Annotated in this window: 27 protein-coding genes; 15 read left to right on the forward strand and 12 right to left on the reverse strand. The window is 66.2% G+C overall.

Annotated features, from left to right (window positions below; genetic code table 11):
• Positions 1–78 precede the first annotated feature (78 nt).
• The 8 genes from HL666_RS23115 (at position 79) to nadC (ending at position 7,190) form a co-directional block, all read left to right on the forward strand.
• Positions 79–1,023 (forward strand): lytic transglycosylase domain-containing protein, encoded by a 945-nt coding sequence (locus tag HL666_RS23115; RefSeq protein ID WP_246741612.1) that lies wholly within the window; start codon positions 79–81, stop codon positions 1,021–1,023.
• A 101-nt stretch (positions 1,024–1,124) separates the two neighbouring features.
• Positions 1,125–1,871, forward strand: a complete 747-nt coding sequence (locus HL666_RS23120; RefSeq protein ID WP_172113970.1) for an AzlC family ABC transporter permease — start codon at positions 1,125–1,127, stop codon at positions 1,869–1,871.
• On the forward strand, positions 1,868–2,212 hold the full coding sequence (locus HL666_RS23125; RefSeq protein WP_172183822.1) for a branched-chain amino acid transport AzlD family protein: 345 nt from the start codon (positions 1,868–1,870) through the stop codon (positions 2,210–2,212). The genes HL666_RS23120 and HL666_RS23125 overlap by 4 nt, the downstream gene beginning before the upstream one ends.
• 67 nt (positions 2,213–2,279) lie before the next feature.
• Entirely contained in the window at positions 2,280–2,768 is a 489-nt protein-coding gene (gene tsaA, locus HL666_RS23130) for a tRNA (N6-threonylcarbamoyladenosine(37)-N6)-methyltransferase TrmO (RefSeq protein WP_172183824.1), read from the forward strand.
• Positions 2,769–2,783: 15 nt separating this feature from the next.
• A complete protein-coding gene (locus tag HL666_RS23135) occupies positions 2,784–3,740 on the forward strand; it encodes an NUDIX hydrolase (RefSeq protein WP_172183960.1) in 957 nt (318 codons plus the stop codon).
• 68 nt (positions 3,741–3,808) lie between these two features.
• The gene (gene nadA, locus HL666_RS23140; RefSeq protein ID WP_172183825.1) at positions 3,809–4,795 is read left to right on the forward strand and encodes a quinolinate synthase NadA; all 987 of its coding nucleotides are present in this window, start codon (positions 3,809–3,811) and stop codon (positions 4,793–4,795) included.
• Positions 4,792–6,345 (forward strand): L-aspartate oxidase, encoded by a 1,554-nt coding sequence (locus HL666_RS23145; RefSeq protein WP_172183827.1) that lies wholly within the window; start codon positions 4,792–4,794, stop codon positions 6,343–6,345. The genes nadA and HL666_RS23145 overlap by 4 nt, the downstream gene beginning before the upstream one ends.
• Positions 6,342–7,190: a carboxylating nicotinate-nucleotide diphosphorylase gene (gene nadC / locus HL666_RS23150; protein WP_172183828.1), complete on the forward strand. Its 849-nt coding sequence runs from the start codon at positions 6,342–6,344 to the stop codon at positions 7,188–7,190. The genes HL666_RS23145 and nadC overlap by 4 nt, the downstream gene beginning before the upstream one ends.
• On the opposite strand, the gene HL666_RS23155 is transcribed toward nadC, so the two are convergent.
• From HL666_RS23155 to HL666_RS23170, 4 genes are all read right to left on the reverse strand, one after another.
• Positions 7,191–7,616, reverse strand: a complete 426-nt coding sequence (locus tag HL666_RS23155; RefSeq protein ID WP_172183830.1) for an HIT family protein — start codon at positions 7,614–7,616, stop codon at positions 7,191–7,193.
• A gap of 59 nt (positions 7,617–7,675) precedes the next feature.
• Entirely contained in the window at positions 7,676–8,884 is a 1,209-nt protein-coding gene (locus tag HL666_RS23160) for a GNAT family N-acetyltransferase (protein ID WP_172183832.1), read from the reverse strand.
• 101 nt (positions 8,885–8,985) lie between these two features.
• A complete protein-coding gene (locus tag HL666_RS23165; protein ID WP_172132760.1) occupies positions 8,986–9,738 on the reverse strand; it encodes a glycerophosphodiester phosphodiesterase in 753 nt (250 codons plus the stop codon).
• Positions 9,739–9,813: 75 nt separating this feature from the next.
• Positions 9,814–10,281 carry a RidA family protein gene (locus HL666_RS23170; RefSeq protein WP_172113979.1) on the reverse strand — a complete coding sequence of 156 codons (468 nt, stop codon included), beginning with the start codon at positions 10,279–10,281 and terminating at the stop codon, positions 9,814–9,816.
• A gap of 205 nt (positions 10,282–10,486) precedes the next feature.
• Here HL666_RS23170 and HL666_RS23175 point away from each other — a divergent pair, with 205 nt between their 5' ends.
• Positions 10,487–11,344, forward strand: a complete 858-nt coding sequence (locus HL666_RS23175) for a cell envelope integrity EipB family protein (RefSeq protein WP_172113980.1) — start codon at positions 10,487–10,489, stop codon at positions 11,342–11,344.
• 8 nt (positions 11,345–11,352) lie between these two features.
• Here the strand turns inward: HL666_RS23175 and HL666_RS23180 are convergent, their stop codons facing one another.
• Both HL666_RS23180 and HL666_RS23185 read right to left on the reverse strand, forming a co-directional pair.
• Entirely contained in the window at positions 11,353–12,657 is a 1,305-nt protein-coding gene (locus HL666_RS23180) for a DNA polymerase IV (protein ID WP_172183834.1), read from the reverse strand.
• Positions 12,657–12,956: a DUF3572 domain-containing protein gene (locus HL666_RS23185; RefSeq protein WP_172113982.1), complete on the reverse strand. Its 300-nt coding sequence runs from the start codon at positions 12,954–12,956 to the stop codon at positions 12,657–12,659. The genes HL666_RS23180 and HL666_RS23185 overlap by 1 nt, the downstream gene beginning before the upstream one ends.
• Before the next feature lie 217 nt (positions 12,957–13,173).
• Here HL666_RS23185 and HL666_RS23190 point away from each other — a divergent pair, with 217 nt between their 5' ends.
• Entirely contained in the window at positions 13,174–13,539 is a 366-nt protein-coding gene (locus HL666_RS23190; RefSeq protein WP_008964019.1) for a response regulator, read from the forward strand.
• A gap of 12 nt (positions 13,540–13,551) precedes the next feature.
• Entirely contained in the window at positions 13,552–14,973 is a 1,422-nt protein-coding gene (locus tag HL666_RS23195) for a PleD family two-component system response regulator (protein WP_172113983.1), read from the forward strand.
• An 874-nt stretch (positions 14,974–15,847) separates the two neighbouring features.
• On the opposite strand, the gene HL666_RS23200 is transcribed toward HL666_RS23195, so the two are convergent.
• Positions 15,848–16,228, reverse strand: a complete 381-nt coding sequence (locus tag HL666_RS23200; RefSeq protein ID WP_172183836.1) for a DUF6869 domain-containing protein — start codon at positions 16,226–16,228, stop codon at positions 15,848–15,850.
• Positions 16,229–16,656: 428 nt separating this feature from the next.
• On the opposite strand from HL666_RS23200, the gene HL666_RS23205 reads away from it, so the two are divergent.
• The 4 genes from HL666_RS23205 to HL666_RS23220 all read left to right on the forward strand — a co-directional run bounded on the left by HL666_RS23205 (position 16,657) and on the right by HL666_RS23220 (position 19,182).
• Complete coding sequence (locus tag HL666_RS23205; RefSeq protein WP_172113985.1) at positions 16,657–17,061, forward strand: DUF1127 domain-containing protein; 405 nt, start codon at positions 16,657–16,659, stop codon at positions 17,059–17,061.
• 466 nt (positions 17,062–17,527) lie between these two features.
• The gene (locus tag HL666_RS23210) at positions 17,528–17,929 is read left to right on the forward strand and encodes a YjiS-like domain-containing protein (protein ID WP_172132755.1); all 402 of its coding nucleotides are present in this window, start codon (positions 17,528–17,530) and stop codon (positions 17,927–17,929) included.
• A 236-nt stretch (positions 17,930–18,165) separates the two neighbouring features.
• Positions 18,166–18,855, forward strand: a complete 690-nt coding sequence (locus HL666_RS23215; protein ID WP_172183838.1) for an aspartate/glutamate racemase family protein — start codon at positions 18,166–18,168, stop codon at positions 18,853–18,855.
• Positions 18,856–18,954: 99 nt separating this feature from the next.
• Entirely contained in the window at positions 18,955–19,182 is a 228-nt protein-coding gene (locus HL666_RS23220) for a hypothetical protein (RefSeq protein WP_172113988.1), read from the forward strand.
• A 12-nt stretch (positions 19,183–19,194) separates the two neighbouring features.
• On the opposite strand, the gene HL666_RS23225 is transcribed toward HL666_RS23220, so the two are convergent.
• The 5 genes from HL666_RS23225 to HL666_RS23245 all read right to left on the reverse strand — a co-directional run bounded on the left by HL666_RS23225 (position 19,195) and on the right by HL666_RS23245 (position 24,935).
• Entirely contained in the window at positions 19,195–20,547 is a 1,353-nt protein-coding gene (locus HL666_RS23225; RefSeq protein WP_172183840.1) for a globin-coupled sensor protein, read from the reverse strand.
• Between the two features lie 245 nt (positions 20,548–20,792).
• Positions 20,793–20,960, reverse strand: coding sequence for a 50S ribosomal protein L33 (gene rpmG, locus HL666_RS23230; RefSeq protein ID WP_015666342.1), 168 nt, complete (start codon positions 20,958–20,960; stop codon positions 20,793–20,795).
• A 119-nt stretch (positions 20,961–21,079) separates the two neighbouring features.
• A complete protein-coding gene (locus HL666_RS23235) occupies positions 21,080–22,405 on the reverse strand; it encodes an LLM class flavin-dependent oxidoreductase (RefSeq protein WP_172183842.1) in 1,326 nt (441 codons plus the stop codon).
• Between the two features lie 377 nt (positions 22,406–22,782).
• Complete coding sequence (locus HL666_RS23240; RefSeq protein ID WP_172183844.1) at positions 22,783–24,120, reverse strand: amidohydrolase; 1,338 nt, start codon at positions 24,118–24,120, stop codon at positions 22,783–22,785.
• Between the two features lie 44 nt (positions 24,121–24,164).
• Positions 24,165–24,935: an NUDIX hydrolase gene (locus tag HL666_RS23245; protein WP_172132751.1), complete on the reverse strand. Its 771-nt coding sequence runs from the start codon at positions 24,933–24,935 to the stop codon at positions 24,165–24,167.
• Positions 24,936–24,960: the final 25 nt, after the last annotated feature.

Here is a 24,960-nt window from a genome sequence, read left to right on the forward strand (position 1 = left end):
CGGTGATCGGTCCGACCGTTCCTCATCGTTTACATGCATATTTCGATCTCGGCAGCTCTCGGTGTCGTTGTCTGTCTCATGGTCGCGACGACCGCTAACGTCGCCGCCAACGAGGGCGAGACCGTTTGGCCCCTGGCGGACGGGGCGCCGGCAGGGGCGGGGGACGGAGGCAAGACGCCCGCGGGCGCGAAGGAAGACGACAAACCGGCCGAGCCGAAGGAGAGCGGGACGCGCGAGGCGATCTGCCTGATGATCGAAGCCGCCGCCAAGGCCAACGACCTGCCGCTCGAATTCTTTGCCCGTGTGATCTGGCAGGAGAGCCGCTTCCAGACCGATGCCGTCGGGCCGGTGACGCGCAATGGCCAGCGTGCCCAGGGCATTGCGCAATTCATGCCGGGCACGGCGAGCGAGCGCGAGCTGCTCGATCCGTTCGACCCGGTGCAGGCCCTGCCGAAGTCGGCGGAGTTTCTGGCCGAGCTGCGCAATCAGTTCGGCAATCTCGGTCTTGCCGCCGCGGCCTACAATGCCGGTCCCCGCCGGGTGCAGGACTGGCTTGCCGGCAAGGGGCAGATGCCCTGGGAGACGCGCAACTACGTCTCGGCGATCACCGGCGCGTCGGTCGACGATTGGGCTGCCGCGGGGAAGGGCAGCAAGGCGCTGCCGAACCCGCCGCCGACATCGTGTCGTCAGCTGATGGCGCTGTTGAAGCGCGGGCCCAACCCGTTCGTCAGAGAGCTCGAGCAGCACGTCGCGCTGTCGGCCGCGAAGCCTTGGGGCGTGCAGCTCGCCGCCGGCTTCGACCGCAACCGGGCACTCTCGATGTATTCGCGCGCCATCAAGGGGCTGGGCGCGGTGATCGGCGATCGCGACCCGAGCCTGCTGTCGTCGGTGCTGCGCTCGCGTGGCAACCGCGCCTTCTACCAGGTGCGGATCGGCGCCGACACCCGGTCCGAGGCGGACGCGCTCTGCAACCGCATCCGCCGTGCCGGCGGCGCCTGCTTCGTCCTGCGCAACCGGGCCTGACGCGGACGGCTTGCGCCGCGTGCAGAGCCGCGCGCGCGTGGTGGTGGTTGACGCGGAGCGGTTTCGTCAGCCTTATCGCGGTCCGTTTCGCTGGGCCGCCCGTGACACTTCCTCCGCTCGATTCTCCGCATTGGCAAGGCTCGCTCAAGGCGTTCGGCTGGGGGCTGCGCGCGACGTCGGCCACCATCCTGTCGCTGGTGCTGTTCGTCACCTTCATCGGCATCGGCGCGCTCGCCCACGACACCCATTTCAGCATGCTCTGGGCGATCCTGAGCACGGTGCTGGTGTGGGCCGGGCCGGCGCAGATCATCCTGGTCTCGACGCTCGGCTCCGGCCAGACCATCCTGCAGTCGGCGATCGCGGTCACCATGAGCGCGATCCGGCTGTTTCCGATGGTGGTGGCCGTGCTGCCGCTGATCCGCTCGCCTGACACCAAGCGGCGGCATCTCGTGCTGATCGCGCATTTCACCGCGGTGACCCTGTGGGTCGAATGCTATCGCTTCCTGCCGCATGTGCCGCGCGAGCGCCGCATCGCCTTCGTCCATGGGCTCGGCACCGGCCTGATGGGCGTGGCGCTGGTCGCCACCATCATCGGCTATCTGCTGGCCGCCAACCTCTCGCAGACCTTCGGCGCCGCGGTGCTCTTGCTGACGCCGCTGGCATTCCTGTTCTCGACCTTGCGCAATGCTAAGGAACTCGCCGACGTGCTCGCGCTCGGCCTCGGCCTCGTGCTCTATCCGGTGGCGGCCCAGCTCAACAGCGGCGTCGACATCCTGGTCAGCGGCGTCGTTGCCGGCACGGTCGCGTTCAGCGTCCACAAATGGCGTGAGCGGCGGGCGGCGACATGAGCGACTTCATCGGCGACTGGCACGCGCTCGTCGTGCTGTTGGTGGCGGGCGTGATCCCGAACCAGATCTGGCGGCTGCTCGGCCTGTGGTTCGGCAGCGGGCTCGACGAGGGCTCGGACCTGCTGATGTGGGTCAAGGCGGTGGCGACCGCGATCCTGGCCGGCGTCATCGCCCAGATCCTGGTGCAGCCGCCCGGTGCGCTCGCGAGCGTGCCCTGGGGCCTGCGCTATGGCGCGGTCGCGGTCGGCCTCGCAGCCTTCCTGGCGACCCGCCACTCGATCTTCGCCGGCGTCGTCGTCGGCGAGGCTTTCATGCTCGCCGGCAAATGGTGGCTCGGCTGAATTGCGCGGCCGCAATTGCGGCGCCACCGCGTTCGGCTAGATTGCCGGAAGACCTGAGGATTCCGGAATGACCACAGACACTGATCTACGCCCGGGCGAAGTCGCCGTCGACGTGCCGCTGCCGCGCGATGCCTCGCTGTATTTCATCGGCCGCATCCGCACGCCCTGGACCTCGCGGCTGGAGACGCCGCGTCAGGGCAGCTTCGAGGGGCCGGTGTGCCGGCTGGAGATCTTCGAGCCGTGGGTCCCGGCGCTGCAGGGCATCGACGCCTTCAGCCGTCTGCAGGTGCTGTATTGGCTCAACCGCGCCCGCCGCGATCTCGTCAAGCAGAGCCCGCGCCATCACGATGGCGAGACCCGCGGCACCTTCGCGCTGCGCTCCCCGGTGCGTCCCAATCCGATCGGCGTGTCGACCGTGCGTTTCGTCGCGCTGGAGGGAAGTACGGTGCTGGTGCGCGGCCTCGATTGTCTCGATGAGACGCCGCTGATCGACCTGAAGCCGGACCATTGCGTGTTCACGCAGGCGCCAGGTTCGGGAGACAATGACAATGCATAGGATCGGCGGAGATCAATAGCCAACGTGAACAAGCGGCCGCAGAAGACCGTGACGGCTCTCGATGCTATCACCGCGGACCTCGTCGCCGTGCTGGTGGCAGTGACCGACGGCGACCCCAGGATCATGACGATCGAGCACGCCGCGGCGTTGCCGAGCGGACCGTTCCAGTTCGCGCATCGCTCGCTGCAGATGGGTCTGCGCGCCTGGGTGGAGGCGCAGACCGGACATCCCCTCGGCTATGTCGAGCAACTCTACACCTTCGCCGATCGCGGCCGCTCAGGCGATCCCGATGCGCCGCACCGCATCTCCATCAGCTATCTCGGTCTCACCCGGGAGGAGGAAGGGCACGAGGGCGCGGATGCGCAATGGTCGTCCTGGTACGACTACTTCCCGTGGGAGGATCATCGCGACGGGCCGCCGGCCATTCTGGCGAAGATCATCGCGCCGAAGCTGAAGACCTGGGCGCGGGCCGCTGACGAGCCGGCGCTGCAAAAGGGCAGGTGGCGCCGTGCCGCCATCACCTTCGGCCTCGACGGCCGCGAGTGGAACGAGGAACTGACCCTGCAGCGCTATGAGCTGCTGTACGAGGCGGCGCTGATCCCGGAGAGCGTGCGCGAGAAGGGCGGCGAGGCGACTGTGCCTGGCCGGGCAATGACGGGCGATCATCGCCGCATTCTCGCCACCGGCATTGCCCGGCTGCGCGCCAAGATCAAATATCGCCCGGTCGTGTTCGAGCTGATGCCGGACGAATTCACATTGCTGCAATTGCAGCGCAGCGTCGAGGCGTTGGCCGGCCGGCTGGTCCACAAGCAGAACTTCCGCCGCCTCATCGAGCAACAGGAACTCGTTGAAGAAACAGGGGCAATGGCCCCGGACACGATCGGGCGGCCGGCCAAGCTGTTCCGGTTTCGCCAGGGCGTGCTGGCCGAACGCGCCGTGGTGGGCACCAAGCTGCCGCTCTCGCGATCTTGATCTCCAGCGCTTGACAAGACTTATGCTCAGGATAAGTATAAGCCATCTTATGCTCACGGAGAGTATAAATGGCCGAGCTTGTCCTGCCTGCGATCGCGCCGACGTCCCTGTTCTCCGATCGTTTGAGACGGGTGATCCCGCCGCCGGAATGGGCGGTCTTCGAAGACGATGTCGAAGCCATCCTGGCGCTGAAGCGCCGACGCAACGCTGTCGTGCTGGCGCACAACTACCAGACGCCGGAGATCTTCCACGGCGTCGCCGATATCGTCGGCGACAGCCTGCTGCTCGCGCGCGAGGCGACCAAGGTCGATGCCGAGGTGATCGTGCTCGCCGGCGTGCACTTCATGGCGGAGACCGCCAAGCTGCTCAATCCCGACAAGACGGTGCTGATCCCGGACCTCAGGGCAGGCTGCTCACTTGCGGAGTCCATCACGGCCGAGGATGTGCGGTTGATGCGCGCGCGTTATCCCGGCGTGCCGGTCGTTGCCTACGTCAACACGTCGGTCGCGGTGAAGGCGGAGTCCGACATTTGCTCCACCTCCGGCAACGCACTCGCGATCGTGGAGAAGCTCGGCGTCGACCACGTCATCATGCTGCCGGACGAGTATCTCGCGCGCAACATTGCCGCCCAGACGAAGGTGAGGATCACGGCGTGGAAGGGCCATTGCGAGGTGCACGAGCTCTTCAGCGCCGAGGATGTCCGCACGCTGCGCGACAATCATCCGGGCGTTACCGTGCTCGCACATCCAGAATGTCCGCCCGAGGTGGTCGCGGAAGCCGACTTCGCAGGCTCCACCGCAGCGATGTCGGACTATGTCGGTGTCAAGCGGCCGGCGCGGGTGGTGCTGCTCACCGAATGCTCGATGAGCGACAATGTCGCGGTGACGTACCCCGACGTCGAGTTCGTCCGCCCCTGCAATCTGTGCCCGCACATGAAGCGGATCACCTTGAAGAACATCCGTCATGCGCTCGAGACCAACACGCATGAGGTCACGATCGATCCTGCGATGGCCGAGCGCGCGCGGCGTTCGGTGGAAAGGATGCTGGCGCTATGAGCAACGATCCCTCCGAACTCGTCGGCCGTCCCGTGATCATCGGCGGCGGCGCCGCCGGCCTGATGACTGCGCTTGCGCTGGCGCCTGAACCGGTGGTGCTGCTGTCGAAATCGCCGCTCGGCGCCGAGGCCTCCAGCATGTGGGCGCAGGGCGGTCTCGCCGCAGCCGTCGGCGATGACGACGAGCCCGCGCTGCATCTCGACGACACGATCGCCGCGGGCGCCGGTCTCTGCGATGAAGCCGCCGCGCGCCGCATCGTCAGTGCGGCGCCGGCCGCGGTGGAGCGTCTCGCCCGGCTCGGCGTCGCCTTCGACCGGCATGCAGACGGGCGCTGGCGGCTCGGCCTGGAGGCCGCGCACAGCCGCAACCGCATCGTGCACGCCACCGGCGACGGCACCGGACGCGAGATCATGCGCGCGCTGATCGCAGCAGTCAGGCGGTGTCCTTCCGTCACCTTGCTGGAAGGAGTCGAGGCGCGCCGGCTGATCGTCGCGGACAATGCGATCCAGGGCGTGGTCGCCATGCGCGGCGATGAGCCGCTCGTGCTCGCCACCACGCGCGCCGTGATCGCGACCGGCGGCATCGGCGGTCTTTTCCTCGACAGCACCAATCCTTCGGGCTGCTTCGGCCAGGGCCTGGCGCTGGCGGCGCGGGCCGGGGCCGTGCTGTCCGACCTCGAATTCGTGCAGTTTCACCCGACCGCGTTCGACGGTCCGTCGCGGCCGCTGCCGCTGTTGACCGAGGCTATTCGTGGTGATGGCGCCGTGCTGATCGACGAGACAGGGACGCGCTTCATGGCCGACGAGCCGGGCGCCGAGCTCGCGCCGCGCGATGTCGTCGCGCGTGCCGTGTGGCGCCGCCGCGCGCAGGGCCACCGCGTGTTCCTCGATGCACGCGAGAGGCCGGGGGAGGATTTCGCCGCACGCTATCCCGTCATCAGCGCCTTCTGCCGGATGGCCGGCATCGATCCGGCCATCGATCTGATCCCTGTCCGTCCCGCCGTGCACTATCATATGGGCGGCATCGCCGTTGATGCGATGGGGCGCAGCTCGGTCGAGGGCCTGTGGGCCTGTGGCGAAGCCAGTCGCACCGGCCTGCACGGCGCCAACCGGCTCGCCAGCAACTCGCTGATGGAAGCGATCGTCTGCGCGCAATGGGTGGCCGGGAGCATCGCCGGCACCGCGCATCGCGCGGGCAGAGCGTACGAGCCCACGGCGATCCCACCTGCCTCTGATCCGTCGGCCGTGCGGCCGCTGCTATCCGAGGCGCTCGGCGTGTTGCGCGAGCGCGGCGGGATCGCAGCCGCGATCCGATGCCTTCTCCCGCTCGCACAGGCGGCAGGCGCCGCGGCCGATCCGGCCCTTGTCGGCCTGATGATGTCAGTCGCAGCCCATGCGCGCGAGGAGAGCCGCGGCGCGCACTGCCGCAGCGACTGCCCGGACACGCTGCCCGTCGCGCAGCCGTCCAGCCTCACCTTGTCGTCAGCGATCGCCGCCGCGAAGGAGATCGCCGAGACCGATCGTCCATCGTTCAGGAGCGTCGTGTCATGAGCCTCAATTCTCTTTCGCCTTTGCTGTACGAGCCATTGGTGCGCATGGCGCTGCTGGAGGATCTCGGCCGCGCCGGCGACATCACCACGGACGCGATCGTGCCGCGCGAGCAGCGCGCATCGCTGCAATTGAGAGCCCGTCAGTCCGGCGTGATCGCGGGCCTCGACGTCGCGCGCTGCGCCTTCCAGGCGGTCTCGCCCGAGGTCCGCATGGAGATCGTTCGGCCCGACGGCAGCGCCGTGACGGCCGGCGACGTGATCGCCACCATCAGCGGCCCGGCGAGGGGGGTGCTGACCGGCGAACGCGTTGCTCTCAACTTCCTCTGCCACCTCAGCGGCATTGCCAGCGCGACCGCCTCGCTGGTCGCGGCGGTGAAGGGCACGCGGGCGCAGATCGTGTGCACGCGCAAGACGACGCCGGGGCTGCGCGCGCTGGAAAAATATGCGGTGCGTGCCGGAGGCGGGGGTAACCACCGGTTCGGGCTCGACGACGCCGTGTTGATCAAGGACAATCACGTCGCCATCGCCGGCGGCATCAAGGCGGCGATCACGAGGGCAAAGGCGCATGCCGGCCATCTCGTGAAGATCGAGGTCGAGGTCGACAATTTGGCGCAGCTCGAGGAGGCGCTGGGGCTCGGTGTCGATGCCGTGCTGCTCGACAACATGACGCCGGCGGAGCTCGAGCGCGCGGTCGGGATGGCGCGGGGGAGAGCCATCACCGAGGCGTCGGGCCGGATCACCGTCGACACCGCGCCTGCCATTGCGGCAACAGGCGTCGACCTGATCTCGGTCGGCTGGATCACGCATTCCTCGGCCGCGCTCGACATCGGCCTCGACGACGCCTGATCAGCCCTTCAGCGCCGCGATCAGCTTCGCGGCGTTGTCCTCCAGCACCTTCGGATCCTCCTTGCGGCTCGCCGGCGGCAGCAGGCTGTCGCCATTGTGGCGCGGCATGATGTGGACGTGGAGGTGGAACACCATCTGACCGCCGGCATGCTCGTTGAACTGCTGCACGGTGATGCCGTCGGCAGCGAACGCGGTCTTGGCGGCGCGGGCGATGGTCCGCACGGCGCGGCCGACATGGAGGTAGTCCTCCTCGGTGATATCAAGGAGGTTGCGGGCCGGGGCCTTCGGGATCACCAGCGTGTGGCCGGGCACGCGCGGCATGATGTCGAGGAAGGCCAGGACGTGGTCGTTCTCGTAGACCTTCACGCAGGGGAATTCGCCGCGCAGGATCTTCGCGAACGGGTTGTTGGGATCGTAGGCGGTCATCGGCAGTCCCTCGACGGTTCCTCTTGGTGCGCCTTACTTCCATCCGGACGCGCCGCCGGTCAAGGCTGCTCGTCCGCCTCCTTCCGGAACGGAGCCGATTCCGCCAGCTCGCGCCCTGCCTCCTCGATGTAGGCGCGCTCGCGCTTGAGGTAGTCGTCGATGGCCCGGCGCAGTCCGCGGTCGGCGATGTAGTGGGCGGAGTAGGTGGTCTGCGGCAGGTAGCCGCGCGCGATCTTGTGCTCGCCCTGCGCCCCGGCCTCCACCACGGCCAGCTTGTGCTGGATCGCGAAGTCGATGGCCTGATAGTAGCAGACCTCGAAATGCAGGAACGGGTGGTGCTCGATGGCGCCCCAGTTGCGTCCGAACAGCGTGTCCGAGCCGATGAAATTGATGGCCCCGGCGATCCAGCGCCCCTCCCGCTTGGCCATCACCAGCAGCACGTCGTCCGCCATGCTCTCGCCGATCAGCGAGAAGAACTTGCGGTTCAGATACGGCCGGCCCCATTTGCGCGAGCCGGTGTCCATGTAGAAGTCGAAGAACGCATCCCACGCGTCCTCGGTGATGTCCTTGCCGGTCAGCCAATGAATGGTGATCCCCGCGGCCAACGCATCGCGCCGCTCGCGCTTGATCGCCTTGCGGTGGCGCGAGTTCAGCGTCGCCAGGAAATCGTCGAAGCTGGAAAAGCCCTGGTTGTGCCAGTGGAACTGCTGGTCGGTGCGCTGCAGGAAGCCCTGCGCGGCCAGCAGCTCCCACTCGGCCTGACGGGCGAAGGTCACGTGCACCGAGGACGCCTCGCTGATCCCGCATAGCGCTTTCAGGCCTTGGGCGAGAGCGTTGCCGATCATGTCCCGGTCCTGGTCGGGGCGGATCAAGAGCCGCGGCCCGGTCGCCGGCGTAAACGGAACGGACACCTGCAGCTTCGGATAATAACGCCCGCCGGCGCGCTCATAGGCGTCGGCCCAGCCGCGGTCGAAGACGTATTCGCCCTGCGAATGGGACTTCAGATAGCAGGGCACGACGCCCAGGATCTCGTCGCCGAGCTTCGCCACCAGATGGCGCGGTGCCCAGCCGGTGCGCAGCGTGGCCGAGCCGGAAGCTTCGCAGGCCGACAAAAAAGCGTGGGAGACGAACGGGTTGTAGGACGGGCCGCAGCCAGCGGATGAGCCGGGTGCGAGGCGGCCACCGGGATTGGCGCAGGCGTCCCAGGCGGCGGCCGGGATCTCGGACATCCCGGGAACGGCTTCGAGCGTGATCTCAGGTGAGGCCATCGAACCCTTGAACAAGAGGCTGGCTGGGAACGCTCAGAAGCGACCCCCGGATTGCCATGTCTTCAAGATCGTGCATCGCAGCACCGAGTTCAAGGCCAGCCTCACGTCTCCGGCGTAAACCCTTCGAAGATCATCTGATCCGCGTACCGGGCGGCGGTCGCGCGCTGCTCGGGAGTGCGGACCGTCCAGGTCAGCAGCGGACATCCGAACACGTTGCGCGCGATCCAGGGTGGGGGAGCCGGCAGCTGCTGCACCCAATAGGCGACGAAATGCGGCTGCGTGCTGAAGCCGTGTCTGAGGTGCAGCATGCCGTCGCGCTGCGCCTGGGTCAGCTTGGCCCAATAGCCGTCCTCATAGGTGCGCTGGGCGACGATGCCGCGGGTCAGGTTCGGCATGGTCTCGCGCAAGGCGCGGACCTGGTCGGGATCGAACGACATGCCGACGACCGGGCCGGAGTAGGAGGAGAGAACCTCGGCCATGCGCCGGACCAGGCGATGATCGCCCTGGAAGGTGCTCTTGACCTCGACCACCAGCGGCACGCGGCCGCCGATCAGGTCGCAGAGCTCCTTGAGCGTCATCATCCGCTCGTCGGTCTGCTTGAAGCGGACAGCCTTGAGCTCGGCCACGGTCTTCTCGATCAGCAGCCCGGAGCCCTCGGTGAGACGGCCGAGCTCGTAGTCGTGATGCACCATCGCCTCGCCATCGGCCGACAGCTGGATGTCGCATTCGATGGCGAAATTGCCGGCGACGGCGCCACGCGCGGCGGCCGGCATGTTCTCGATGATGCCGCTGGCAGCATCATGCAGGCCGCGATGGGCGACGGGGCGGGCCGTCAGCCAGTCAGGTGCGCGCATTCGCCCCGTCCATTGTCCTGGCACATGATCCCATCGAAAAACCGCTTCACATTCTTCCGGATCATGCGTGTGTTGTTACTCGACCTCGAACACGCCTTCGACCTCCACCGCCGCGTCCGACGGCAGTGCCGACACGCCGACAGTGGTGCGAGCGTGACGGCCCTTGTCGCCGAAGGCGGCGACCATCAGGTCGGAGGCGCCGTTGAGCACCTTGGGGCCGTCGAGGAAGTCGGGTGCCGAATTGACGAAGCCGCCGAGCCGGACCACGCGCACGACCTTGTCGAGATCGCCGATGGCCGCCTTCACCTGCGCCAGCAGGTTGACGCCGCAGCCCTTCGCCGCCGCATAGCCATCCTCCAGCGAGACGCCGCCGCCGAGCTTGCCGGATGCGATCATCTTGCCGTCGCCGCCGAGGCAGACCTGCCCGGAGACGAACAGCAGATTGCCCGTGCGCACGAACGGAACATAATTGGCCACCGGTGCCTTCGGTGCCGGCAGCGTGATGCCCTGTGCCGTCAGATTTTGTTCGACCGTACCCGCCATCTCAAATCCCTGTCCTGTCGCCTGAAAACCGGTCCCGTGCCGGACCGCCGCCCTGTTTGGCGCAGTTGCCAGTGACATGCAAGCAGCCGGCACCGGCGCGATTCCGGCGCACGGAGCGCACGTATCCGTGAGACAGCCGCAGTTGCGACGTATTGCAGCGGTCTCTAATGTGACGCTTTAACGATACGTCCCCCGAGGAAAACTCATGGCTCATTCGTTTCGACTGTCGATGGGAGCGCTCGCCCTCGCGGCGATCACGTTCGGTCCGGCGCAGGCCGGGGCGGGCGTGCCGTTCCTGCCGCACCAGGCGCTCTATGACCTCAGCCTCGTGAAGTCGCGCGGATCGAGTCCGGTCAACGGCGCGCGGGGCCGCATTCTCTACAATTTCACCGGCAATGCCTGTACCGGCTACACCTCGGAATTCCGCCAGGTCTCGGAGCTCGATCTCGGCGAGGGCAAGGTGACCTTGAGCGATCTGCGCTCGACGGCGTGGGAGGACGGCGCGGGCAAGAGCTACCGCTTCAAGATCGACTCGCGGATGAACGACCAGGCCTCGAACCCGGTCGACGGCATGGCCGAGCGCACCGGCGATCACATCACCGTCAAGCTCAAGCAGCCCGAGGCGAAGACCTTCACGCTCGACGGCTCCACCGTGTTTCCGACCGAGCAGATCCAGCGCATCATTGCCGCCGCGCGCGAAGGCAAGTCGCTGCTCGAGCTGTCGGTCTATGACGGCTCCGACAATGGCGAGAAGGTCTACAACACGCTGACCGTCATCGGCGCGGCCGTGCCGGGCGACAAGGCCGCCGCCAAGCCGGATGCCTCGACCGACAACAACGAGATGAAGACGATGACGCGGTGGCCGGTGACGGTCAGCTATTACGACCGCGATGCCAAGCGGACAGAGGGCGAGCAGACGCCGGTCTATGCGATGTCGTTCGAGCTTTACGAGAACGGCGTCTCGCGCGCGCTCGTGCTGGACTACAACGACTTCGTGATTTCCGGCGCGCTCGGCAAGTTCGATGTCAAGGACGTCAAGGATTCCAAGTCCTGCAGCAACTGACCGCGTCGTCATTCGGTCGGCTCCGGGCCGTCATAGGCGATGCCGCGGATGACCGCGGCCTGGCCGAATTTCTTTCGCAAGGCATCCATCGCGCGCTCGGCCGAGGCCGAGCGGCGGTCGAGCATATCGGTGTCGGACGCCTCCGAGCCCGGGCGTAGCGCGCTGACGCCGGCGCCCATCAGCCGAAACGCTGTGCCGTCCGTCTCCCGCGCCAGCATCTCCTTGCAGATGGCGAAGATCTTGCCGGCGAGCTGCGTCGGCGCCGCGATCGACTGCGAGCGGGTGCGCTGGCGGAAATCCGCCGTCTTCAGCTTCAAGGTGATGGTGGAGCCGGCGAGCTGACTGGATTTGAGACGGGCGGACACCTTCTCCGACAACCGCCACAGCATCTTTTCCAGGGTCGCGTAGTCGCGGATGTCGGTGTCGAAGGTGGTCTCGCTGGAGATCGTCTTGGCGCCGCGATCGGCCACGACCTTGCGATCGTCGATGCCGCGCGCCAGCCGCCATAGCCTGCGGCCGTCGCCGCCGAACTGCTTCATCAGCTCGATCTCGTCGGCCCGCTGCAGGTCGGCGATGGTGCGGAAGCCCTGGTTCGCCAGCCGCTGCTGGGTCGCCGGCCCGACGCCGAAGATGAAGCCGACCGGCTTGCCGGCCAGCATCATCACGGCCTCGTCCTGGTCGAGCGCGGCGAAGCCGCGCGGCTTGTCGAGGTCGGAGGCGATCTTGGCCAGGAACTTGTTGCAGGACAGCCCGACCGAGACGGTGATGCCGATGCTCTGTTCGATCTCGCGGGCGAAGCGCGCCAGCACCTTGGCCGGGATCATGCCGTGGACGCGCTCGGTGCCGGCGAGATCCAGGAACGCCTCGTCGATCGACAGCGGCTCGACCAATGGCGTCAGCGCCTGCATCGCCTGGCGAACCTCGCGGCCGACGCGAACATATTTGGCCATGTCTGGGCGAATCACCGCCGCCGACGGGCACAGCTCCAGCGCCTGGAACATCGGCATGGCCGAGCGCACCCCATAGGTGCGGGCGATGTAGCAGGCGGCCGACACCACGCCGCGCCTGCCGCCGCCGATGATCACGGGCCGGTCGGCCACTTCGGGATTGTCGCGCTTCTCGACGGTCGCATAGAAGGCGTCGCAGTCGATATGCGCCAGCGTCAGCAGGGGCAAAGCGCGGTGCCGGACGAGGCGCGGCGACCCGCAGGCGGCGCAACGGCGCGCGCTGGACGGGAGGTCCGACAGGCAGTCGCGGCAGAAGCAGGTCGGCCCGCTGACCGCGCGCGACGCTCCCTCTGGCGCTGGCGGCATCACGGCACGTCGCGCTCCCACTGCCGGTCGCCCAATACCTGCCTTGCTGCCATGATATTGGTTGGATGTAACTTGGAGTGGGCGGCAAAAGCCTTTACCGTCTCGTCGTCGCGCAGCACGAAATCGAGCACGCTGACGAGGAATTGCGGGTCGGCGGCCGAGGATCGCAGCGTTTCCGGCCCAATCCCGGTCTCGGCCAGGAACCGGCCCAGCCGCTCCGGTTCCCCGGCGAGGAAAGAGAGGGCCTGAACTGCAACGATTTCAGCGACTTCGCGCGGATTTCGAACGGGCTTTTTCAACGGCGCATTTGCCTTTCCATTAACTTGTCGTCTCTACTTTGCGCGCATCATGCCCGAGTCTTCGAAGCGGGTTCAAGCAAGTGGAAACCATCTCGGGCAAAGATGGAATGCCGCCTTAACAGCTTTGAACGAATCTGGGGCTAGTTTGAATTAGATCAGGTGCGGTGGACAGAGGTCCACCGGAGGACATGCCGGTGTCAGTGATTCGGAGGGGCGGATGGGCAAGACCGTCCTGATCGTGGAAGACAATGAGCTCAACATGAAGCTCTTCCGCGATCTGTTGGAAGCCCACGGGTACCAGACGTCCGGCACCTCCAGCGGCGTGGAGGCGCTCGACATCGTGCGCCGGACTCGCCCCGATCTGATCCTGATGGACATCCAGTTGCCGCAGGTCTCGGGCCTGGAGGTGACGAAATGGATCAAGGACGATCCCGATCTGCGCGCGATCCCGGTGGTCGCGGTGACCGCTTTTGCCATGAAGGGCGACGAGGAGCGCATCCGCGAGGGTGGCTGCGAAGCCTATCTTTCCAAGCCGATTTCGGTCGGAAAATTCATTGAAACCGTGCGACGTTTTATCGGCTGAGGAGTTTTTGCAGTGTCCGCGCGCATCCTTGTGGTCGACGACGTCCCCGCCAACGTCAAGCTGTTGGAGGCGCGCCTGTCGGCCGAGTATTTCGACGTGCTGACCGCCTCGAACGGCGCCGAGGCGCTGCAGATCTGCCAGCGCGCCGAATGCGACATCATCCTGCTCGACGTCATGATGCCGGACATGGACGGCTTCGAGGTCTGCCGGCGGCTGAAGTCGAACCCGGCGACGCATTTCATTCCCGTGGTGATGGTGACGGCGCTGGACAGCCCGTCCGACCGTGTGCGCGGCCTGGAGGCCGGCGCCGACGATTTTCTCACCAAGCCGGTGTCGGACGTGGTGCTGATCGCCCGCGTGCGCTCGCTGACGCGGCTGAAGATGATGACCGACGAGCTGCGCATGCGTGCGCTCACCTCGCTCGAGATCGGCGTCCAGGCGCCGGAGCGCAGCGCGGTCGCCGACGCCGGCCGGGGCGGCAAGGTCCTGCTGGTCGACGACCGGCCGTCGTCCTACGAGCGGCTCGGGCCGATGCTGGCGACCGAGCATGCCGTCGACGTCGAGCCGAATCCGTCGGAGGCGGTGTTCAACGCCGCCGAGGGCAATTACGACCTCGTCATCGTCTCGCTCGACCTCAATGATTTCGACGGCCTGCGGCTGTGCAGCCAGCTGCGCTCGCTGGAGCGCACGCGTCACGTGCCGATCCTGGCCATCGCCGAGGCCGAGAACAATTCGCGGCTGCTGCGCGGACTGGAGATCGGCGTCAACGACTACCTGTTGCGCCCGGTCGACAAGAACGAGCTGCTGGCCCGCGCCCGTACCCAGATCCGCAAGCGCCGCTACACCGATCATCTGCGCGACAACGTCCAGAACTCGATCGAGATGGCGATCACCGACGCGCTGACGGGCCTGCACAACCGCCGCTACATGGAGACGCATCTGTCGACGCTCGCCGACCAGGCGGCGAGCCGCGGCAAGCCGCTGGCGCTGATGATGCTCGACATCGACTACTTCAAGTCGATCAACGACAATTACGGCCACGATGCCGGCGACGACGTGCTGCGCGAGTTCGCGATGCGCGTGCGCAAGTCGATCCGCGGCATCGATCTCGCGTGCCGCTATGGCGGCGAGGAGTTCGTGATCGTGATGCCGGAGACCGACCTGCACGTCGCCGGCATGGTTGCCGAGCGCCTGCGCCGCTCCGTCGCCAACGAGCCGTTCTCGGTGCACAAGGGCGAGAAGCGCATCGAGGTCACGGTCTCGATCGGGCTGTCCACCCTGGAGCAGAAGGGTGAGCCGATCGCCGACGTCATGAAGCGCGCCGACACTGCGCTGTACCGTGCCAAGAACGAAGGCCGCAACCGAGCTGTCGCGATCGCGCCGGTGCATCCACCGGCGCCGTTCCTGCCGCAGGCCGCGGGCAGGGGAAGATAGAGGGCAGGGGCGCTGCGCCGCTCTATCACTCCGACTGCGTTGATCGCGAGCGGCCATACCCTCTCCACACGTCATTCCGGGGCGCGCGTAGCGCGAGCCCGGAATCCATAGCCACGAACGGCTCTGTGTCGCGAGGTGCCAGTGGCGGCTGCCTTCGCCAAACCACGGCTCGTGGTTATGGATTCCGGGCTCGCGACTGCGTCGCGCCCCGGAATGACGGCGAGTGTGTAGCGACATCCTTCCACACACGGCGTCTCATCCTCGCCGCGCCTCCGCGCCCGAGTTGTGCCCATCAAAAACCCTCTTCGAGAACAGAGGGCGCAGGGAAGGCCGGGTGCTGGTCGCACCCATGGTCCGCGTGCAGCAAAAAAAGCACGCGGCAGAACCACAGGTACGGACCGGACATCCGGCCCTCCCTGCGCGATGGCTTTACGGCTTACTCCGTGCTCTCCCCGGGGACCGGCTGTCTTGCCCCCGTCACCAGCGCGCTCGTCGCAGCGCCGGCTTGGCCTCAGCGTCGGGAGGCCAGGACCACACGGCTTCACCGTGCGCGTCAGGGTGTTCGTCCGCGCGGATCAACCACGCTGCACCCCGACACGCCCACCGCAACCCACCTCACGCTCGTGACGATCGCGATGCGCCCCTCATGGCGAGGTGGGATGTTCAGGAGATATCATGAATTTCGGAAAAGCGAAAGTCAAAAATCGCAGCCGGATAGCTGACGAACGCGATCGCGTTGAGATCGTTTGAGAAGTTAGTTTGCTGGAGCAGGACGGTCCGGGCGCCATGGGCGCTGGATGGAATTGTTATCCCAAGAAACCCATCGGGGCTTTATCAGCAGGATACCCATCCGGCTTGGGAGCGATTGTCGTTGCTAGAAGCTCGGGCCTGCAACGGCTTTCAGTCTTCGCCAAACGTCGTCGACCATGCGGCTTTGTCCCCAGACGGCACCGAGCATCTTCCTCACGACCGCGTCCTGGTTTGCGAGCTGCTCGATCCGGCCGATGAAGTCGGGGCCGTGGTGGCACAACAGGTCTTCAACGGGTCCAGCGGCGATCAGGGCTAGTATGCGGTCCGACGGGTCGAGCATCCACAACTGTTGAATGATCGGCCAGGCGACTTCGGGCTGGTCGCGGACGAGGGCATCCAACGCTTCCCACGCGGAAACGAGCTGTCCGCCGTTCGCCTCGCTTGGGGACAGTCGATGATAGTCGATCCAGGCTTGGGCGAGGTCGTGGACGCTCTGCTTGGTCATCTGCATCCCTCGGCGGGCTGGTCGCGAGATTTGAATTCACGAGGTTGATTCAAGAGGCTCTATAGGTCAGTAGGGCGGATTAGCGGAGCGTAATCCGCCGCTTGTACGGCCGTGAAATGGCGGATTACGCTGGCGCTAATCCGCCCTACGACACGTCGCAAAGTCATCAGCTCGAAATACTCCCGTCAGAGATGTGCCGTCATGCGGGACATCTCTTGATTTCATCCGATACCGGTGGTATCCAGGTCTCATGAGCACATCGATCCGCATCGTCAACTTCGATCACATGACCGGCTTCGGCCGGGCCATGGAAGGAGTCGCGCGCTAGGAGATCGACGACGCGATGTTCTCACCAGGCCCCGCCGGCATCGGACGGGGCCTTTTCGTTTGGCCTTTGCTCCCTGCCGGCACAATAGCAGGAGCGGAGCATGCCACCCCACCAGACCCATTCGACCATCGACGCTGCGCACGTGTCGGGGCTCAACGTCGATCTCTCGATCGCATCAGTCACCGGCGCGATCAGCAGCGTGCAGCCATCGACGCAGTCCGAAGCGTCGATCGCAGCCCTGCGAGAGGTGTTGTCGGAAAAGGACGCGGCCGGTCCGCCGGCGACGCCGACCTGGCTGATCATCCGCCTGATCGGTTGGTGCTGGCGCGTCATTCAGGCGTGGCGACGCCGCGAGTATGTGCGGACAAGTCTGTACGAGCTGAGCGAACGCGAGCTCACCGATATCGGCATCACCCGTGCCGAGATCGAGCACATTGCCGCACTGCAGACCCTCGATAGCTTGAGGCACGACCCGCGATATCTGGTCTCGCGCAGGGGAATATAGCCGGTCGCGGACCGTGACGATGCAACAGGGCGGTCGGCCAATCGAATAGTGAGATGGTCGCCAAGACGTCGTCGCGGGCGAAGCGAAACAATCCAGAGTCTCGCACACGACTCTGGATTGCGTCGCTGCGCTCGCAATGACGGAGGAGAGATGGAGGCTCTCTTGAACAGCATTTTGCTAGGCGTCGTTTGTGAAGGGTTGGCAGAAAAAGCCTCGCATAGCTGCTCATCCGCGGACGCTGGAACTACATGCTTGATCTCAATCAATCACCATGGTACTCACCAACCATGATCAACGTCGTGCGCCGCTCCAACCGCAAACATACGACCCGCTGCAGCCGGGCCGTGGGAGGAGTCGTGCGCTAGGTTTTCGACGACACGATCATTCCACCAGGCCCCGCCGGCATCGGACGGGGCCTTTTTGTTTGGCCACGCGTCCTGCCGGCATCACGCAGCAGGAGCGACCGATGCCACCTCAGACCCATCTCACCGCCGAGATCGCGCGCGATGCCGCCATGCGCAATCGTCCCCTCACATTGGTGAAGAACGCGGCGCTCCAGGCGCCAGCCGCGCCGCGCCCAGACGCATCCGCCATGGTGCTGCGCGACGCGTCGTCGGAAAAGAATGCAGCGGGGCCGCCGGGCTTGGCGGCTCCGCGGCTGTTCGGACTGATTGCACGCTCCTGGCACGCGTTTCAGGACAGCCGCCGGCGCCGGAGAATGAGACTCCACTTGCGGGACCTGAGCGAGGCACAGCTGATCGACATCGGGCTCTCGCAAGGCGACCTCGACCATCTCGCAGCCCACCGCGCCCTGGAGCGTCTCAGATACGACATGGCGAATACCATGATGTCCCGCGGCGTGATGTAGCTGCGACAATCGACGCGAGCAGATGTTTCGGCAGGGTGGATCCGCATGGTCTGCCCTGGCGCTGCCGCCGCTTGTCTCAGGTGACGCGCCTTATGAGTGCGCCGCGCTGCCTGCTCCAGCGTCATTGCGAGCGCTCGCAATGACGGAGGGGAGGTCATGCGTCGCATCTTCATATGATGCTCACGTTCACGCAGCCTGCGCTATCATGGCGGCGCCATGAGAGGAGGACACGACACATGACGCAACATATCGGCATCGTCGGCTGCTCCGCCGAGGGCGCGGCGCTGTGTTATCGCACGATCTGCAAGGAGGGCGCCGACCGGCTCGGACCGCACGGGCATCCCGAGGTATCGATGCATACGCCGTCGCTTGCCGACTACGTCGTCTGTCTCGACCGCGGCGATCTCGCCGGTGTGGCCGAACTCATGCTGGCCTCCGCACGCAAGCTCGCCGCGGCGGGCGCGGATTTCCTGATCTGCCCGGACAACACCATCCACCAGGCGTTGCCGCTGGTGCTGCCGCGCTCACCCCTGCCATGGCTTGATATCGCCGACGAGGTGGCGAAGGAGGCCGTCAGGCGCGGTTATCGGCGCGTCGGGATCACCGGCACGCGATGGCTCGTCGACAGCAACGTCTATCCCCACAGCCTGAGTGCGCATGGCCTCAGCTTCGAGCGTCCGGATGAGGCCGACCGCATCACGGCGAACAGCATCATCATGGACGAGCTGGTTGACGGCCGCTTCGAGCCTGGATCGATCGCGGCGTTTCAGGCGATCATCGCGCGGCTGAAGGCGAAAGGCTGCGACGCCGTCGCGCTCGGCTGCACCGAGATCCCGCTGATCATCGACGACAGCAATTCGCCATTGCCGACCCTGGACTCAACGCGACTGCTGGCTCGCGCCGCACTGGCGCGGGCGCTCGCTTAGGTCTCGGGCAGCGGGCGCGGAGGCGTCGGCTGCCGCCGGAGTTCCGCCGGAACCGCCCGACGCTGCGGACGTTTGTCTGGGGCCCAAGGAGAAGCCCCAATGACAAAGCTGATGTTCGCGGTTGCCGTATTGTCTGTCCTGCCGTCCTATGCCATGGCGCAGGGCCATATGGGCACGCCGCAGGAGCAGAAGGCGTGCGCGCCCGACGCCAAGCGCTTCTGTCGAGCTCAGCTCGGCGACGATTTCGGCGTGCAGAATTGTCTGATGCAGAACCGCGCCAAGCTGAGCAAGCGCTGCTCGGCGGTGTTCCAGAGCCACGGCATGTAGTCGCCGCGCAGCTTACGCGGCGCGCACCTTCCGCAAGAACTTCTCCAACTCGTCCTTCAGCCGATCGCTCTCGCGTGACAGCGAGTGCGCTGACGTGAGCACCTGCGAGGAGGCGGAGCCGGTGGCGTCGGCACCCTTGCTGACGTCGCCGATGTTGCCTGCGACGCGGGCGGTGCCGCCGGCGACCTCCTGGACGTTGCGCGAGATCTGGCCCGTCGCCGCGCCCTGCTGCTCGACGGCGGCGGCGATACCGGCCGCGATCTCCGAGATGTGCTGGATGGTGCCGCCGATCTGCTTGATCGAGGCGACCGAGGACTGCGTCGCGTTCTGGATGCCTTCGATCTGCTGGCCGATCTCCTCGGTGGCCTTGGCGGTCTGCGACGCCAGCGCCTTGACCTCGGAGGCGACCACCGCAAAGCCGCGGCCGGCATCACCGGCGCGCGCCGCCTCGATGGTGGCGTTCAAGGCGAGCAAATTGGTCTGGGCGGCGATCGAGGTGATCAACTTCAGCACGTCGCCGATGCGCTCGGCCGTGCGCGACAATTCGCTGATCCCGACATCGGTCTGCTCGATCTGGCGCACCGCTTCCTTGGCGATGCTGGTCGATTCGGTGACGCGGCGGCCGATCTCGTGGACGGAGGACGTCATCTCTCCCGCCGCCGATGCGACCGACTGCACGGTGGCCGAGACCTGGCCGGAGGCGGCCGCGGCGCTGGTCGACAGCTGCTGGGTCTGCTCGGCGGTCTTGCTCAGGGTATTGGCGGAGATCTCGAGGCTGCGCGCGTCGGCGTGAACCTTGTTGATGATCTGGCCGACGGTCGACTCGAACTCATCGGCCATGCGCTGCATGGCGACGTGCTGCTCGGTCTTGGCGGCGTCGAGATAGACCGAGATCGCGAGGTCCATGTCGATCATGGCTGCCTTGGTGATCGCGGCCTGCAACGCCGCCTTCTTCTCGCGGGCGGCCTGGCCGCCGAACCAGCCGTCGGAGAGCTCGGTCTCGATCGCCTTCTGCAGGCCGGTGACGATCAGCGAGTAGCCGGCGATGTACCAGCGGGGCTCCAGCCCCATCCGGTTATGGGCGAGGCCGATCCGGGTCACCGATTTGACATAGGCGTCGTCGAACTTGGCCGTGGCCAGCGACATCCAGTGGTCGAACTGGGCCTTATGGGCATGCCGCATGGCCGCCTGGCCGGAGAACATCTTGGCGAGCGACGGGACCTTGCCGACGTGGGCGTAGAACTGATCGAGCAGTCCGGGCAGCACCTTGCCGATCAGGGGCCGCAGCTCGCGCAAGTGCTCTCTGGTCGCATTGTCGATGCCGATGAAATCGAGACGGGATTGGAGAGTCGCCAGATCGGTCATCGGTGGTCCGCCCGTCAATCGATACGCAAGGGAGAAGCCCCGCTGCCGGGTGCCTCGTTACCCCAGAATTGCACGGGTTTGGTTGATGGTTCCTTACGGCCGGAATCCGAATTTCAACGGATGGGGGAATGTGACCGGGGTGCAGCGGACAGGGGCAGGGAGCCGGCTCCAAGGTCCGAGGCGCAATACGCAATAAAAAACGGGGCCGAAACGGCCCCGTGGAAGTCGTAAGCGGATCCGCGATCTTACTTGATCTTGGCTTCGCGGAATTCGACGTGCTTGCGCGCCACCGGGTCGTACTTCTTCTTGACCATCTTGTCGGTCATGGTGCGCGAATTCTTCTTGGCGACGTAATAGAAGCCGGTGTCGGCGGTCGACACGAGCTTGACCTTGATGGTGACCGCTTTGGCCATGTCTTGAACCTCTGGTATCGGGATCGGGGGTGGGCACCGGCCAAAGAGGGGGCGCCGTTGGCCGGCAACCTACCCAGCCGGCTCCCAAAGTCAAGGTTTGCAGGGCAGAATCTGCGCCTCTAGGCCGGGAAGAACCGGTTTTTCGGCCGTGGCAGGCCGAGATTGTCGCGCAAAGTGGGGCCTTCATACTCCGTCCGGAAGATCCCGCGGCGCTGCAGCTCGGGAATCACCTTGTCGACGAAGTCGTCCAGCCCGGCCGGGAGGAACGGGAACATGATGTTGAAGCCGTCAGAGCCGCGGCTTTCCAGCCAGTCCTGCATCTGATCGGCGATGGTTTTTGCCGTGCCGACGAAGGCGAGCCCGCCATAGCCGCCGACCCGCTGCGCCAGCTGCCGCACGGTGAGCTTGTCGCGGGCGGCGACGTCGACCAGGCGCTGGCGGCCGCTCTTGGAGGCGTTGGTCTCGGGGATCTCGGGCAGCGGGCCGTCCGGATCGAAGCCGGAGGCATCGGTGCCGAGGATGACGGAGAGCGAGGCGATGGCGCTGTCGTAGTGGACCTTGCTGTCGAGCAGAGCGCGCTTCTCCTTGGCCTCCTCGACGCTGTCGCCGACCACGACGAAGGCGCCGGGCAGGATCTTCAGATGCTCCGGATTGCGGCCGACCTTGTCCATGCGGCCCTTGATGTCGGCGTAGAGCTTCTGTGCGTCCGCGAGGCTGCCGCCGCCGGTGAACACGGCCTCCGCCGTCTCGGCGGCGAGCTGCTTGCCATCCTCGGAGGCGCCGGCCTGCACGATCACCGGCCAGCCCTGCACCGGGCGGGCGATGTTGAGCGGGCCGCGGACTTTCAGATATTTGCCCTTGTGGTCGAGCACGTGCATCTTCTGGGGATCGAAGAACAGCCCGCTCTCGACGTCGCGCACGAAGGCATCGTCGGCGAAGGAATCCCACAGGCCGGTGACGACGTCGTAGAACTCGCGCGCGCGCTTGTAGCGCTCGGCATGCTCCATGTGATCGTCGAGGCCGAAATTCAGCGCCGCATCGGGGTTCGACGTCGTCACGATATTCCAGCCGGCACGGCCGCCGGAGATGTGGTCGAGCGAGGCGAAGCGGCGGGCGACGTGATAGGGCTCGTCGAACGTGGTGGAGCCCGTGGCGATCAGGCCGATGTTCTCGGTGACGGCCGACAGCGCAGACAGCAGCGTGAACGGCTCGAACGAGGTCACGGTGTGGCTGCGCTTGAGCGCATCGATCGGCATGTTGAGCACGGCGAGATGATCGGCCATGAAGAAGGCGTCGAACTTGCCCGCCTCGAGCTTGCGGATCAGCTGCTTGAGATGGCCGAAATTGAAATTGGCATCCGGCCAGGCGCCGGGATAGCGCCACGCGCCGGTGTGGATCGAGACCGGGCGCATGAACGCGCCGAGCTTGAGTTGACGAGGGAGCATGGGGAGCGTCCGCGGATGGTTGCTGTCTTTGAGGAGATAGGAACCTCGTGACCGCATGTCAGCAACTCGCCGCAGAACACGATTTCGTTTTTCATCTCGCGCGTAGCCTGCGCATGCCAATGTTGGCCGACCAGCCAATCAAAATAACGCTGTCGTCCCGGCGAACGCCGGGATCCATACCCCCAGGGAGGAGTTCGAGGCCGGCTGGTCATTGGCATTGGTGCCCATCACGTCCGCCGCGGGATATGGGTCCCGGATCGGCGCCGCGTCGCGCGACGCGCGTCACGGCTTGTCCGGGACGACACTTCTTGTGGGGCAGGACCTCCATCTCAACTCAAGGCACGCGGCGATCAGAAGCCTTTGCGCGGCCGCTCAGCCTAATTCCCCCGTGCGCGTTCGTCGAACGCCGAGAGTACGGCGAGCGTCATGGCCGTGACGCCGGTCTCGATGGTCGGCTTCGGCACCGGCGCGAATTGCGGGGAGTGGTTCGGCGGCAGCGGCGGGCCGCTGCCGTTGCGGGCGGCGGCGACGCGCTCGGGTTCGTAGACCCCGATGCCGAAGAACATGGAGGGCACGCCGGCCGCCACGAACTCGGAATAGTCCTCGCTGGTGGTGGTCGGCGGAACCAGCATCAGCTTGTCGCCGAAGGCCGCCCGCAGCACCTTCTCGCCCGTCGCGACGACAGCTGAATCGTTCATGACGCCCTTGGCGCCCTCGGTGATCTCGATCTGCGGCGGCGGCGCATCCGCCATGGTCGCCACGGCTTTCGCCGTGCGCTCGATGCCCGCCACGATCCTCGCACGCACCTGCGGCTTGAAAGTTCTGATGGTGCCGACCACGAATGCGTTGTCGGGAATGATGTTGCCGGCGGTGCCGCCATGGATCGCGCCGACCGTGACGAGCCCGAACTCGGTCGGATTCTTTTCGCGGCTGATCACGCTCTGCACGTCGACCACGAAGCGCGCAGCCATCATCACCGGATCGATCGTCTGATGCGGCGCCGCGCCGTGGCCGCCCCGGCCGTGGAAACGAATGAACAGCCCATCCACGTTGGAGGAGCCGATCCCGACGCGATAGGTCAGCGAGCCGTAGGCGAAGTCGCCATCATGGAGGGCGAAGCCGACATCGGGTTTCGGGAAGCGCGTAAACAGGCCGTCCGCCAGCATCGCCTTGGCGCCCGCGACGATCTCTTCCGCCGGCTGCGCGATGAACATCAGCGTGCCCTTCCACTTGTCCTTCAGGCCGACCAGCGTCCTGGCCGTGCCGACCCAGCTCGCCATGTGGGCGTCGTGGCCGCAACTATGCGCGACGAAGGTCTCGCGTCCGTCCCAATTGGCCTTGTCACGGCTCGCATAGGGCAGGCCGGTCTTCTCCTCCATCGGCAGCGCATCGAGCTCGGTGCGCACCATGATGGTCGGGCCGTGGCCATTGCGGTAGAGCGCGACGAGCCCGGTCTTGCCGACCTTCTCCGTCACCTCGAAGCCGAGCGCGCGCATCTGCTCCGCGAGCTTTGCCGCGGTCTTCACCTCCTGGAAGGCCAGCTCCGGGTGGGCGTGCAGGTCCTTGTAGAGCTCGTCGAGGGCGGGGTAGTCGCGTTCGAGCGAGGCGGCGATGGTGCTCTTCAGCGCTGAGACGTCGAGCTCGGCATGCGCCGGCGCGGAGGCAAGGGCGATCAGTACGGTGGAGGCGAGCAAAAGGCGGCGGGACTGCGTCATGGATCGGCTCTCCGATGAACGCAGTCAGTCTAGTCCCGTTCAGCTCACCCGCCCAGCACGTCCTTCTGCATCTTGCCGCCGTAGAAGTGGAAGAACGGCACGGGCGCATCGTGACGCAGGGGGCCGGTGGCCAAGCGCTTGTCGAGCTCGTGGAGCACGTTCTTGGTCATCGGATGCAGGTCGGCGAGCGGTTTGGAGCCGAGCTCGACCCAGACCAGCTCGACCAGCTCGGCATCTGCATGGATGACACCGTCGACGCGATGGGTGATGGCGGAGGCGTCGGCGGTGAAGAAGCGGGTGTCGAAGCGCTTGATGCGGCCGGGCGGGGTGATGGCGCGGGCGATCAGGAACAGACCGGAGGGATCGGGCAGCAGGCCGGCTTCGGCGAACGGCGCCCAAGGACCTTTAAGCTGACCGTCGAGCTTGGGCGGGGAGCCGTCGACCTTGCGTCCCAGGCAGAGGCCGGTCTCCTCGCAGGCCTCGCGGATCGCGGCGACGGCCAGCGACTTCGCGCGCGAGGCCGTCGTCTGCGGCTTGCCCTTGAACAGATTGGCTTCGAGCTCGGCCGGCATGGGGGCGGCGACGGGAATGCGGTGATCGGTCTTGTCCACGCGGCCGCCGGGGAAGACGAACTTGCCGGGCATGAACACGACCTTGTCGTGGCGCTTGCCGACCAGCACCTTCGGCACCGCGCCGCTGCGATCGACCAGGATCAAGGTCGCGGCATCGCGCGGCTTGGTGTAGGGATGGTGGTCCGCTTCCTTCTCGGCGGGCTTGCCCGCCGGCGCGCTGGTCGCCTGTGTCGTATCGCTCATGTCCTCCCCGCGTTTTCTTATTAGT

The organism is Bradyrhizobium aeschynomenes, from assembly GCF_013178945.1.
GTDB classification, from domain to species: domain Bacteria; phylum Pseudomonadota; class Alphaproteobacteria; order Rhizobiales; family Xanthobacteraceae; genus Bradyrhizobium; species Bradyrhizobium aeschynomenes.